6 protein-coding genes, 2 tRNA genes and 2 rRNA genes are annotated in these 12,999 nt (G+C 59.1%); 2 read left to right on the top strand and 8 right to left on the bottom strand.

Going from position 1 to position 12,999, the window contains the following annotated elements; genetic code table 11:
• Window positions 1–28: 28 nt before the first annotated feature.
• The 4 genes from BLS41_RS17510 to BLS41_RS17495 all read right to left on the bottom strand — a co-directional run bounded on the left by BLS41_RS17510 (window position 29) and on the right by BLS41_RS17495 (window position 5,035).
• Window positions 29–2,908, bottom strand: a 23S ribosomal RNA gene (locus BLS41_RS17510).
• A gap of 322 nt (window positions 2,909–3,230) precedes the next feature.
• A tRNA-Ala gene (locus tag BLS41_RS17505) sits at window positions 3,231–3,306 on the bottom strand.
• 57 nt (window positions 3,307–3,363) lie between these two features.
• A tRNA-Ile gene (locus tag BLS41_RS17500) sits at window positions 3,364–3,440 on the bottom strand.
• Window positions 3,441–3,504: 64 nt separating this feature from the next.
• A 16S ribosomal RNA gene (locus BLS41_RS17495) occupies window positions 3,505–5,035 on the bottom strand.
• The 16S and 23S rRNA genes sit together here with 2 tRNA genes alongside, the layout of an rRNA operon.
• Before the next feature lie 768 nt (window positions 5,036–5,803).
• Here BLS41_RS17495 and rpoD point away from each other — a divergent pair.
• Entirely contained in the window at window positions 5,804–7,801 is a 1,998-nt protein-coding gene (gene rpoD / locus BLS41_RS17490) for an RNA polymerase sigma factor RpoD (protein ID WP_074767049.1), read from the top strand.
• A 117-nt stretch (window positions 7,802–7,918) separates the two neighbouring features.
• Here rpoD and BLS41_RS17485 read toward each other — a convergent pair whose 3' ends face one another.
• Window positions 7,919–8,332 carry a hypothetical protein gene (locus tag BLS41_RS17485; RefSeq protein ID WP_074767047.1) on the bottom strand — a complete coding sequence of 138 codons (414 nt, stop codon included), beginning with the start codon at window positions 8,330–8,332 and terminating at the stop codon, window positions 7,919–7,921.
• 440 nt (window positions 8,333–8,772) lie between these two features.
• On the opposite strand from BLS41_RS17485, the gene BLS41_RS17480 reads away from it, so the two are divergent.
• Complete coding sequence (locus BLS41_RS17480) at window positions 8,773–9,252, top strand: PRC-barrel domain-containing protein (RefSeq protein ID WP_074767044.1); 480 nt, start codon at window positions 8,773–8,775, stop codon at window positions 9,250–9,252.
• Window positions 9,253–9,416: 164 nt separating this feature from the next.
• Here BLS41_RS17480 and BLS41_RS17475 read toward each other — a convergent pair whose 3' ends face one another.
• The 3 genes from BLS41_RS17475 to BLS41_RS17465 all read right to left on the bottom strand — a co-directional run bounded on the left by BLS41_RS17475 (window position 9,417) and on the right by BLS41_RS17465 (window position 12,998).
• Window positions 9,417–10,235 (bottom strand): YfaP family protein, encoded by an 819-nt coding sequence (locus BLS41_RS17475; protein WP_074767042.1) that lies wholly within the window; start codon window positions 10,233–10,235, stop codon window positions 9,417–9,419.
• A 22-nt stretch (window positions 10,236–10,257) separates the two neighbouring features.
• Complete coding sequence (locus tag BLS41_RS17470; protein WP_074771010.1) at window positions 10,258–11,046, bottom strand: YfaP family protein; 789 nt, start codon at window positions 11,044–11,046, stop codon at window positions 10,258–10,260.
• A gap of 92 nt (window positions 11,047–11,138) precedes the next feature.
• On the bottom strand, window positions 11,139–12,998 hold the full coding sequence (locus BLS41_RS17465) for a DUF2300 domain-containing protein (RefSeq protein ID WP_083379999.1): 1,860 nt from the start codon (window positions 12,996–12,998) through the stop codon (window positions 11,139–11,141).
• Window position 12,999 lies beyond the last annotated feature (1 nt).

Here is a 12,999-nt window from a genome sequence, read left to right as displayed (position 1 = left end):
CTTTGCGGGAGCAAGACACACCTGTTATAGGATCAAGCCTTACGGGCAATTAGTATCAGTTAGCTTAACGCATTACTGCGCTTCCACACCTGACCTATCAACGTCCTGGTCTTGAACGACCCTTCAAGGGGCTTAAAGCCCCGGGGATATCTCATCTTAAGGCGAGTTTCCCGCTTAGATGCTTTCAGCGGTTATCTCTTCCGAACATAGCTACCCGGCGATGCCACTGGCGTGACAACCGGTACACCAGAGGTTCGTCCACTCCGGTCCTCTCGTACTAGGAGCAGCCCCCTTCAAATATCCAGCGCCCACGGCAGATAGGGACCAAACTGTCTCACGACGTTTTAAACCCAGCTCACGTACCTCTTTAAATGGCGAACAGCCATACCCTTGGGACCGGCTACAGCCCCAGGATGAGATGAGCCGACATCGAGGTGCCAAACACCGCCGTCGATATGAACTCTTGGGCGGTATCAGCCTGTTATCCCCAGAGTACCTTTTATCCGTTGAGCGATGGCCCTTCCATACAGAACCACCGGATCACTATGACCTGCTTTCGCACCTGCTCGACTTGTCGGTCTCGCAGTTAAGCACGCTTATGCCATTGCACTATCAGCACGATTTCCGACCGTACCTAGCGTACCTTCGTACTCCTCCGTTACACTTTGGGAGGAGACCGCCCCAGTCAAACTGCCTACCATGCACTGTCCCCGACCCGGATAACGGGTCAAGGTTAGAACCTCAAACAAACCAGGGTGGTATTTCAAGGTTGGCTCCACGCAGACTGGCGTCCACGCTTCATAGCCTCCCACCTATCCTACACAGATCGGTTCAAAGTCCAATGCAAAGCTACAGTAAAGGTTCATGGGGTCTTTCCGTCTAGCCGCGGGGAGATTGCATCATCACAAACACTTCAACTTCGCTGAGTCTCGGGAGGAGACAGTGTGGCCATCGTTACGCCATTCGTGCAGGTCGGAACTTACCCGACAAGGAATTTCGCTACCTTAGGACCGTTATAGTTACGGCCGCCGTTTACCGGGACTTCAATCAAGAGCTTGCACCCCATCATTTAATCTTCCGGCACCGGGCAGGCGTCACACCCTATACGTCCACTTTCGTGTTTGCAGAGTGCTGTGTTTTTATTAAACAGTCGCAGCCACCAGTTTATTGCAACCCCTTCACCCTTTGCCCGCAGGGGCATCAAGCTACAGGGGCGTACCTTATCCCGAAGTTACGGTACCAATTTGCCGAGTTCCTTCTCCCGAGTTCTCTCAAGCGCCTTAGAATACTCATCTCGCCCACCTGTGTCGGTTTGCGGTACGGTCTTGTTAAACTGAAGCTTAGAGGCTTTTCTTGGAACCACTTCCGATTGCTTCTTCACCTAAGTGAATGGCCTCACACCCTTGAATTCCGCGCCCGGATTTGCCTAAGCGCCTTCTCCAATGCAAGGACCGGGACTTCCAACACCCGGACAACCTTCCGCGATCCGTCCCCCCATCGCATTTAACAATGGTGCAGGAATATTAACCTGCTTCCCATCAGCTACGCATTTCTGCCTCGCCTTAGGGGCCGACTCACCCTACGCCGATGAACGTTGCGTAGGAAACCTTGGGCTTACGGCGAGGGGGCTTTTCACCCCCTTTATCGCTACTCATGTCAGCATTCGCACTTCCGATACCTCCAGCACACTTTTCAATGCACCTTCGCAGGCTTACGGAACGCTCTCCTACCATGCACATAAATGTGCATCCGCAGCTTCGGTATATTGCTTAGCCCCGTTACATCTTCCGCGCAGGACGACTCGATCAGTGAGCTATTACGCTTTCTTTAAAGGATGGCTGCTTCTAAGCCAACCTCCTGACTGTTTTAGCCTTCCCACTTCGTTTCCCACTTAGCAATATTTGGGGACCTTAGCTGGCGGTCTGGGTTGTTTCCCTCTTGACACCGGACGTTAGCACCCGATGTCTGTCTCCCGTGATTGCACTCTTCGGTATTCGGAGTTTGCTATGGCGTAGTAATCCGCAATGGACCCCACAACCATGACAGTGCTCTACCCCCGAAGGTGATACACGAGGCACTACCTAAATAGTTTTCGGAGAGAACCAGCTATTTCCAGGTTTGTTTAGCCTTTCACCCCTATCCACAGCTCATCCCCTAACTTTTCAACGTTAGTGGGTTCGGACCTCCAGTACGTGTTACCGCACCTTCATCCTGGCCATGGATAGATCACCTGGTTTCGGGTCTACACCCAGCGACTGAATCGCCCTGTTCGGACTCGCTTTCGCTACGCCTGCCCTAATCGGTTAAGCTTGCCACTGAATGTAAGTCGCTGACCCATTATACAAAAGGTACGCAGTCACCCCTTGCGAGGCTCCTACTGTTTGTATGCATGCGGTTTCAGGATCTATTTCACTCCCCTCCCGGGGTTCTTTTCGCCTTTCCCTCACGGTACTGGTTCACTATCGGTCGATCACGAGTATTTAGCCTTGGAGGATGGTCCCCCCATCTTCAGACAGGATTTCACGTGTCCCGCCCTACTTGTCGTACACCTAGTTCTTCCTCGCTGCTTTCGTCTACAGGGCTATCACCTGCTATGGCGGCACTTTCCAGAGCCTTCGACTAACAATGAAGATAAAGAGTACAGGCTGGTCCCATTTCGCTCGCCACTACTCTGGGAATCTCGGTTGATTTCTTTTCCTGCGGTTACTTAGATGTTTCAGTTCACCGCGTTCGCTTCTCATAGCCTATGTATTCAGCTATGGATACTCCATTAGGAGTGGGTTTCCCCATTCGGATATCGGGGGATCAAAGCTCGTTTGCCAGCTCCCCCCCGCTTTTCGCAGGCTACCGCGTCCTTCATCGCCTGTGATCGCCAAGGCATCCACCACATGCACTTGTTCGCTTGACCCTATAACGGGTGTGTCTCCCGCCGTCTTCACTGGGAAGACCGCGTTTTCTCACACTCGCTACAGGTTGAGTATTCGTGTTGCGCCGTATTCCAAGGCAATCTTTCGATCACCTTTTCATACATTGATACAATCACAACCCTGATCCACCTACTCACACACCCATCTCTAAGTATGCTTTCGTGAATCTCTTTACTACTTCTTCCTGATTGTTAAAGAACGACAGCCGATATCGCGATTGCTATAACCGCGTATCCCTACTGACTGGCTCAATCGCCAATGCATAACGTTCTGCGCATTCACAGAACACTAGGCATTGAAGATTGGTGGAGGATGACGGGATCGAACCGACGACCCCCTGCTTGCAAAGCAGGTGCTCTCCCAGCTGAGCTAATCCCCCAGTCATACAGATATCACAGAGGTTTTTTATCGATTAGTGCAGCCACCGCAGAAACAGTGGTGGGTCTGGATGGATTCGAACCATCGACCCCCGCCTTATCAAGACGGTGCTCTAACCGACTGAGCTACAGACCCCTGAGTCTGTCTTGATTTACAGCCGATAAGCGTGAGCGCTCAACACTTGATGCGTTAGCTCGAGAAAGGAGGTGATCCAGCCGCACCTTCCGATACGGCTACCTTGTTACGACTTCACCCCAGTCATGAATCCCACCGTGGTAAGCGCCCTCCTTGCGGTTAGGCTACCTACTTCTGGTGAAACCCACTCCCATGGTGTGACGGGCGGTGTGTACAAGACCCGGGAACGTATTCACCGCGGCATGCTGATCCGCGATTACTAGCGATTCCAGCTTCACGCACTCGAGTTGCAGAGTGCGATCCGGACTACGATCGGTTTTCTGGGATTGGCTCCCCCTCGCGGGTTGGCGACCCTCTGTTCCGACCATTGTATGACGTGTGAAGCCCTACCCATAAGGGCCATGAGGACTTGACGTCATCCCCACCTTCCTCCGGTTTGTCACCGGCAGTCTCCCTAGAGTGCTCTTGCGTAGCAACTAGGGACAAGGGTTGCGCTCGTTGCGGGACTTAACCCAACATCTCACGACACGAGCTGACGACAGCCATGCAGCACCTGTGTTATGGCTCCCTTTCGGGCACTCCCACCTCTCAGCAGGATTCCATACATGTCAAGGGTAGGTAAGGTTTTTCGCGTTGCATCGAATTAATCCACATCATCCACCGCTTGTGCGGGTCCCCGTCAATTCCTTTGAGTTTTAATCTTGCGACCGTACTCCCCAGGCGGTCAACTTCACGCGTTAGCTACGTTACCAAGTCAATGAAGACCCGACAACTAGTTGACATCGTTTAGGGCGTGGACTACCAGGGTATCTAATCCTGTTTGCTCCCCACGCTTTCGTGCATGAGCGTCAGTATTGGCCCAGGGGGCTGCCTTCGCCATCGGTATTCCTCCACATCTCTACGCATTTCACTGCTACACGTGGAATTCTACCCCCCTCTGCCATACTCTAGCCCGCCAGTCACAAATGCAGTTCCCAGGTTAAGCCCGGGGATTTCACATCTGTCTTAGCGAACCGCCTGCGCACGCTTTACGCCCAGTAATTCCGATTAACGCTTGCACCCTACGTATTACCGCGGCTGCTGGCACGTAGTTAGCCGGTGCTTATTCTTCCGGTACCGTCATCCTCCCCGGGTATTAACCAGGAAGTTTTCTTTCCGGACAAAAGTGCTTTACAACCCGAAGGCCTTCTTCACACACGCGGCATTGCTGGATCAGGCTTGCGCCCATTGTCCAAAATTCCCCACTGCTGCCTCCCGTAGGAGTCTGGGCCGTGTCTCAGTCCCAGTGTGGCTGGTCGTCCTCTCAGACCAGCTACAGATCGTCGCCTTGGTAGGCCTTTACCCCACCAACTAGCTAATCTGCCATCGGCCGCCCCTGTAGCGAGAGGTCCTAAGATCCCCCCCTTTCCTCCGTAGAGCGTATGCGGTATTAATCCGGCTTTCGCCGGGCTATCCCCCACTACAGGACACGTTCCGATGTATTACTCACCCGTTCGCCACTCGCCACCAGGGTTGCCCCCGTGCTGCCGTTCGACTTGCATGTGTAAGGCATGCCGCCAGCGTTCAATCTGAGCCAGGATCAAACTCTTCAGTTCAAACCTGTTACTGTTTTTCGGTTCCGTTAAGAACCGGTCGCTCACTCAACGTACTGACGAATGATTCATCTGTCCGAGGACAGAAAAACCTTCCTTTCATTACTGTGTGAGACTTGATGCTTTTGCTTTGCAGCAGACCCCGAAGGATCCACTCGCATCGCGTATCAAGCGCCCACACTTATCGGCTGTTAATTTTTAAAGATCGATCCGCTCACAAAACTGCGCCCACTTCAACCACCCGGCACCGCTTCGTTCTGCGTCGCTGCGTCTGCAGCAGAGAAACGAGATTATGGCGATCAGACCGAACCCCGTCAACCCCCTTTCGCGAATTTTCTTGCGGGCAGACCGCGCAAGACGCCGGAAACGTACAGCCCCTATATATGGTGAAGAAAGAGGCCTAGCGCGTCATGTGAAAAACCGAGACTTGTTCTATAGTTGAAGGCTTGCATTTAGCCTGGTGCGCGCCATATACAACCTACGTCGGCACTCGGCCCGGCCCGCCACCAGCGGGGCGCAAGCAGTACTGCGACAAACGCGCATCACTAATTGGTGTGCCCCCATGAGCGCGAAGGCGCAACCTCGTATATAATGCGAGCCGCGCGATTTTCGCATTTTTCTATCGGCCCGCTTCGAGCGGGCTCATCTTTTTGCTCTCCAAGAGCACAAGCCAAACAACCGCGTTGAGTCACTCAGGTGATGTTGAGCCATGCTCGAAACGCCTGACGGTCGCGTCTTGCGTCTCATAGCGAAGCCTCTAGAGGAGAATACGTGAACCCTTTTGATCGCGAAGATTCGCAACACGAAAACGCCAGCTATACAGCCAAAGCCCCGTCCGGTCGCACGGCCAAGGGCAAGGCAGCTGGCAAAGCGATCCCCGTTGCAGCAGAACTCGCGCCGCAACAAGCCGAAGAGCGTCAGCGCCAGATGCGCGCGCTGATCCAGCTGGGTAAGGAGCAAGGCTACCTCACCCACGCCCAGATCAACGACCACCTGCCCGACAACTTCGCGCAAACCGCGGCAATCGACAGCATCGTCAGCGCGTTCAACGACATGGGCGTGCAGGTCTACGAACAGGCCCCCGACGCTGAAACGCTGCTGCTCAACTCGAACGCGCCCGCCGTGGTGTCGGACGATCAGGCAGACGAAGAAACCGAAGTCGCGTTGTCGACGGTCGACTCCGAGTTCGGCCGCACGACCGACCCGGTGCGTATGTACATGCGCGAAATGGGCGCAACCGAACTGCTGACGCGCGCAGGCGAAATCGCCATCGCGAAGCGTATCGAAGACGGTCTGCATGAGATGGTGCAAGCCATCGCCGCCTGCCCGCTCGCGATCTCCGCGATTCTGGCAAGCGCCCAGCAGGTCGCCGACGGCGAACTGCGCATCGACGAACTGGTCGACGGCCTGAACGAAGAAACGGTCGCGGCGGAAGACGAAGCGCCCAGCGCCGACACGGCCGCCGACGACGACGCTGACAGCGACGGTGACGAAGACGAAGATAGCGACGACGACGTCGGCCCGGCGGATTCGTCGGCTGCGGACGAAGCGCGTCTGAAGCAACTCACGAGCGACTGCCTCGAAATTTTCGCCAAGGTCGGCATGTTGTCCGACGAGATGAACGCTTCGCATACACGCGGTGACGTCAGCTCGAAGGCCTATCTGCGCGCACGCGAAGAAATTCAGCAACACCTCGCGAAAATTCGCTTTACCGCGCGTACGATCGACCGCCTGTGCGGCGACGTGCAGCACCAGGTTGCGCAAGTTCGCGCGATCGAGCGGAACATTCTGCAAATCGTCGTTCAGAAGAGCGGTATGCCGCGCGAGAAGTTCATCGAGTCGTTTGGCGGCCACGAAGCCGACCTCGGCTGGACGGAACGCGCCGCCCGCGGCAACTCGACGTACGGCCCGGCGCTGGAGCGTCACCTGCCGGCGATTCAGTCCGAACAGCAGAAGCTGATCGAGATCGAAGCCACGGTTTCGCTGCCGCTGAAGCATCTGAAAGAGGTCAACCGCAAGATGGTCGCGGCTGAATCGAAGATGCGCAAGGCGAAGAGCGAGATGATCGAGGCGAATCTGCGTCTCGTGATCTCGATCGCGAAGAAGTACGTGAACCGCGGCATGCTGTTCCTCGACCTGATCCAGGAAGGCAATATCGGCCTGATGAAGGCGGTGGACAAGTTCGAATACCGTCGCGGCTGGAAGTTTTCGACGTATGCAACGTGGTGGGTTCGTCAGGCTGTGACGCGTTCGCTCGCCGACCAGGCTCGCACGATCCGCGTGCCGGTGCACATGATCGAAACGATCAACAAGCTGAACCGTATTTCGCGCGAAATCCTGCAGCAAACGGGTATGGAAGCACATCCGTCGGTGCTCGCGGAACGCATGGAACTGTCGGAAGAGAAGGTTCGCGGCATCCTGAAAATCGCGAAGCAGCCGGTTTCGATGGAAACGCCGGTTGGTGACGACGGCGACGCGACGCTCGGCGACATGATCGAGGATTCGGCGGCTTCGTCGCCGGCCGACGCTGCGATGCAGGCCGACTTGCGCGCCGCCATCGACGACGCGCTCGACTCGCTGTCGCCGCGCGAAGCGAAGGTGCTGCGTATGCGTTACGGCATCAACACGAAGTCGGACCACACGCTCGAGGAAGTCGGCAAGCAGTTCGACGTCACGCGTGAACGGATTCGTCAGATTGAAAGCAAGGCTATGCGCAAGCTGATGCACCCGAGCCGCGCTGACCGTCTGAAGTCGTTCCTCGACCGCTAATCCAGCGGTTTAGTTAGCGATCGCGCTTGCCGTGCAACAGGCACGGCAAGCGCAGTTTTTCTCCCGCCTTGCCCCCTCCGCTTCACCCCTCCCCGCTTTCCCGCCTCATTTCCAGCATCAAATAAGCAGCGACACAAGGCCGCCAATGGTGATACCCGCCGCCAGCCAGCGTCCGGCTGTGTAGAACGAGTTGCCGTCCGATTGCGGCTGGTCCGGCCGCTCGAGCCCAAGCGAGCCGTACGCAAACGACTTCACCGGCGAGACATCCGAACCGGAATCCGTATCGCCGTCTCCCGACGTATCGCCCGTCGTGGCGTCCTGTGTCGCATTCCCGGTCTGAGAGGGTTGCGCAGATTGAGTCGCCTGCGCAGCGAGCGCCGCGCCGTCTGTGGAGATGTTGACCGCGTCATCCTGCGACGGCGTTCCAGATGTGCTGGTCTGCGCGGCAGCGTCGCTCGCGGCGGCCGTGCTGTTCGATGTTGCTGGCGCCGCTAGCTGCGTCGTCGTTGGCAATGTGCTGTTAATTTGCATTGCTACCTCCGTTCAAGTCGCTTAAGGCACGCGTCGCGCCGTCGGCTGCGGAAAGCCAAGTCGCCGTGCATCGGCGATACATGGCGACTCACGCAGCGGGGCAACGCGCAATCGGTCATAAACTCTATCGACGCTCGCTAGCCGGAACTTGAGCATTGGTAAGGCGCAGTAAGCGTACGCGTCGGTTGATCGGCGGCAGGCTGAAAATCAGCCACGGCTGGGTGCAGAGTAGTCACCTCCAACTGAGCCGGCTGTCGCCAGAGAGCAAACCACCCTCAAACGCCGCCTCACTGCCTGAAATACTCGCTGTCTCGCTGTCACGGCAAGCGGCAAGCGCCATCCGGCAAGCACCGCGAGCCACCAGCAAAACAACCACCTCCCCACCGCCTTGGGCACGCTCGTTGCGCGCTCCTCACTATGCTTTTTACGAGGAGCAAATCATGACCACACTCGATCCCTCAAAGCCGGCATCCGCCGACCCTTCCGCCGCGCAAGGTGCAAACATAGTTGGAATGGGCGTGGGCGAAGGCCCCGGTCCCGATGTGATGGCTGCGTCGACGCTCGACGGCAACAAGGTGATTTCGTCCGATGGCGAACATGTCGGCAAAATCTCGGACATCATGCTCGACGTGCGCGGCGGACGGATCGCCTACGCGGTGCTGTCGACGGGCGGCTTTCTCGGCATAGGCGACACGCTTCACGCGATCCCGTGGAGCGTCCTCACGCTCGATACCGACGACCGCTGCTTCGTGCTCGACGCTCCCGTGGAGCGGATCAGGAGCGCACCCGGATTCGATAAGGATCACTGGCCGTCGATGGCCGATGTGGAATGGGGCGCGTCGGTCCACGCTTACTACAATCGTTCGCCGTATTGGGCGGCGACGCGCGGTGTGGCGCAGGAACGGGAGTCGAACCTCTAGCACTCCCGGCGCTGCCTTCAGCCTTCGCCAAAGGCACACCGGCATTCCATCGTTGTCCACAGAAATTGTTCTTAAGCCTGTGGACAACCTGCGCATGACTCATCCAAGTCATTGATCGCACTGGATTTCGTGCGTCCGCTCTCAACGAGTCGCACGATCCTGATTCAGGGCACCACGAAACGCTTGACCAGCGTCAACTCCCCAGCCTTGCGCATCGGCACGCGGATCGTTTCGCTCTTTTCATCCGGCGTGTTTTCGTTCGTGATGATCGTGATTTGCGCGACGGTCATATCGCTGCCGCTATCGCCGCTACCGTAGTAATTCACGAAAACCAGATACGTCCCCTTCAACGGCGCCGCCGACGAATAAATCTCGGGCCCATAGCCGGTCGTCACATCGACATCGAGCGAGCCGCCGTTGGCTGTCACGCGGTCGCCGTACCATGCGTGCGCGCCATCGGGCGACACCACGTGCAAATCGAGATCGGTTCCGTCAGTGTCCCACGCGAGCACCACGCGCAACTTCGGCTGAGTTTTGCCGCTGTACGCGTCGTAAAACTGCACGCGTTTGCGGCTGCCGTCCGGCGCGCGAAGTTCGACGCTATTGCTGCCGGAAGGGAACGCATAAGGACGCGAAAACTTGCCATCTTCCTCCACGCGCTGCGGCAATGGCGTACCGTCGACCACCAGCGTGCCGACCGACTTGCCGCTACCGTCGCCCTTGCTCTTGTTTTTCGGCGTATTGCGGATCTCTCCCTCGATCAGCGCGAACTTCGACTGCCCCTCCGGCGTCGACACCGACACCGCCGGGTAATGCACGTCCTGCGTATAACGCGCGCTGTCGCCGCTCGTATTGCGCCAGCCGTTCAGCGGCGCGGCGAAATCGATCTCGCTCGCGTGCGCCGCCGTCGCAGCCTGCAGGCAGACGGCGACGAGCAGTCCGCGAGCCGCTTTCACCCACCCCGTCGTGGTATCGAACTTCATCGTCAATGCTCCCGTTCCGCTGTCAGAGTCGCTCGCTTTTCACGAGCATCAGGTCGCCGATTTTGCGCAGCGGCACGACCATCGTTTCACGTCGTTCGTTCGGCGTGTTTTCGTTGAATACCAGCGTCAACGTCGCGGTGATCACGTCGCGGTCGTGCGCGGCGGCGTCGAAGTTATAGCCGGTCGAATCGAAATTGCCCCAGTAGTTCAGAAAGAACAGCCACGTCCCATGCTGGGGCGCCGCCGACGAAAAAATCCCCGGCCCCGCGCCGTCGACGGAATCGACATCGAAACCGCTGCCGTCCTCCAGGGTCGGATTGGCGAAGAACGCGTGCAAACCGTCGGGCGTAATCACATGCAGATCGACCTGCGCATGCGGATCGTCCCACGTGACAATCGCACGCAGTTTCGCCTGCGGCTTGCTGCGGTCGGCTTCGTAGAACTGCATCCGTTGATGCTGCCGGCCGTCGGCGGAAATCAGTTCGACGCTGTTCGACCCCGCGCCGAACGCCCACGGCCGCGCGAACGCGCCTTCGTCGTCGGTATAGAGCGGCGTGGGATTGCCGTTGACCACAAGCGTGGGCGGCCTGCGCGCGTGTTTGTCGATATGCCGCAGACGTCCCTCGATCAGCGTGCGGAAGCGCTGCGCACCACGATCGACCGGCGGCTTGGGATACGCCGCGACGAACCGCTCGCCTTCGTTCGTCAGCCCGCTATGACGCCAGCCGCCGAACGCGCCGGTCAGATCGGCGATGGGGCCGGCGGTATCGGCAGCGTTTGCCGACTGTGTGACGACGCTCGCAAACAGCATCGTCCCGGCAAGCGCTACCACCACGCAGCCACGCGAGCAGCGCCCGGAAACCGCTCGCCGGGACAACGATAAAAATGGGCGCGTAACGTCGTTCATTGGATTGGATTATCGGTACGGATCAGCGTGCGCGCGGTGCGTTCGACAAACGCCTCGTCGAGCCCGCGCGGATGATGCTGGAACGCAAGATGCAGATATTCATGCGCCAGCGCGATGCGGTCCTCTTCGGTCTGCAACCGGTACACGTAGACGCGATTGCGCTGCGCATCGGCATAGGGACGCCCTTCGCGCACTTCGCACACCGCCGGCAGATCAGGCGTCTCGTAGCCTGCCGCGCCGTCGAGCCGCCGCTCCCACGTGGATGCGTTACGTTTCAGCCAGGCCTGCGCGCCCGCCACCGCGATACAGTCGCCGGACAGCGGGCTCAGGAACGAGGTCAATGTCGCCTGCGGCCACGTGCGCGCGAGGATCGCGTCGAACGTGAGACCGGTTTGCGCCGACGCCTTCGCGGCAAGCCAGCTCATCTGGCCCGGCGCGGCCTTGTCGTGGTGATACTGAACCGGCACGCCGGTCAGCACCAGCGCGTCGGTCAGATCGGCGGCATGGCGGGCGGCTGCGGTCGGTTCGCGCGGCAGGACACGTTGCGTGCTGCTGCTGTCGTCGATACGGAAACAGCCGTGGTCGTGATTACCGTGCTGGACCACATAGGTGCGCGCCGCCACCGCCAGCGCCTTGGCCGCTTCCGGCTGACTCGTATCGCCCTCGCGCTCGACTACGCGCGCCACGTAGTCGTTCATACCGAAGCGGCCGACCACGCGCGGCGCGCCTGCCGCGTCGCGATCGAGCCGCAGCTCACTGAGACTCGTCACCCGCGCCCAGTTGCCGTTGATGAAACCGACCCGAAAATCGCCACGCATCGGCCCGTCGGGCGCAGCGGCCGGTCCTGCGTCGCCGAGAACTTGCCGGATCGGATAGCGGCTGAAGAAATCGACCAGCACGCAGCCGTCGTCGTCCGGTACGGCAATCGACGTGAGCAGCGGCGCGATGCGCGGCGCGGCGGCAGCCAGCACGCGAGCGCTGCCGCCGGGTCCGCCGAGCCACACGGGCGTGCCGTCCGCGAGCCAGCCCGCCGCGCCGCCGAGCGATGCGCCCGGACGCGCCGGATTGGGCATCGTCCAGGTTTTGGCGCGCAACACGCTGCCATATAGCGCGACCGTGCCTTCGCCGCGTCCGCTGGTGAGCACGGACACCAGCGTGCTCGCCGCCGCTTCACGCGGACGCGCAGGCATCGCCTGCAATGCCGCGAGGAGGTCGACGACGCGCACGCGTTGCGTCGGCGTCATCGAACGGAGATCGCGCAGCCACGCTGGCGCGTGCGCAGTGCTCCAGTATTTGCGCCAGTCGGCGGAATCGAGTTGCAGGCGCGCGGGCTCGAAATACAGTCCGCAAGATTGCACCAGCGCGTGTTCCCGGTCGATGTGTCCGCCGGTCATGCAGCAATACACTTCGTCGCGGTCGCCGCCGTTGCACGCGTAGTCGGGCGTCGCGATATTACGGTCGACGAGATAGCCGTAGACGAACAGTTTCCACACGCTGCCAAGTGGCGTTTCAAGCGATGCGGGCAAGGGTCGCGCAGATCGCGGCTCCAGCCCGGAGGCCGGCCCGCTGGCATTGGCGGTCGTTTGCCAAAGCTGGCTCTGGCCGTCGCGCAACCATGCGAAGTTCAGCAGTTGCGCGGACGACGACGCGGGGCGCGCTATTGAGGCACTTGTCGCGCTGGTTGCGCGGTCGACGGCGCGGCTCGAAGCGAAACTCGCGTTTGCCGCGACCGCGGGCACGGTGGAGTCCGCGGCATACGCAGCCCCGCTATTCACCACGTTGCCCACGTTCACGGCGAGCGCAATCCTCAGCGTCACCGCCAGACAATCGCGAACAGGCCGAAGCGTGCTGAACATA

This window comes from Paraburkholderia fungorum (assembly GCF_900099835.1).
Taxonomy (GTDB): Bacteria; Pseudomonadota; Gammaproteobacteria; order Burkholderiales; family Burkholderiaceae; genus Paraburkholderia; species Paraburkholderia fungorum_A.
This window is presented reverse-complemented; position numbering and strand designations above follow the sequence as displayed.

Coding starts and splice junctions, on each gene's coding strand:
- BLS41_RS17485 (WP_074767047.1), bottom strand. CDS start 8,332: ATGCAAATTAACAGCACATTGCCAACGACGACGCAGCTAGCGGCGCCA.
- BLS41_RS17480 (WP_074767044.1), top strand. CDS start 8,773: ATGACCACACTCGATCCCTCAAAGCCGGCATCCGCCGACCCTTCCGCC.
- BLS41_RS17475 (WP_074767042.1), bottom strand. CDS start 10,235: ATGAAGTTCGATACCACGACGGGGTGGGTGAAAGCGGCTCGCGGACTG.
- BLS41_RS17470 (WP_074771010.1), bottom strand. CDS start 11,046: ATGCTGTTTGCGAGCGTCGTCACACAGTCGGCAAACGCTGCCGATACC.
- BLS41_RS17465 (WP_083379999.1), bottom strand. CDS start 12,998: ATGTTCAGCACGCTTCGGCCTGTTCGCGATTGTCTGGCGGTGACGCTG.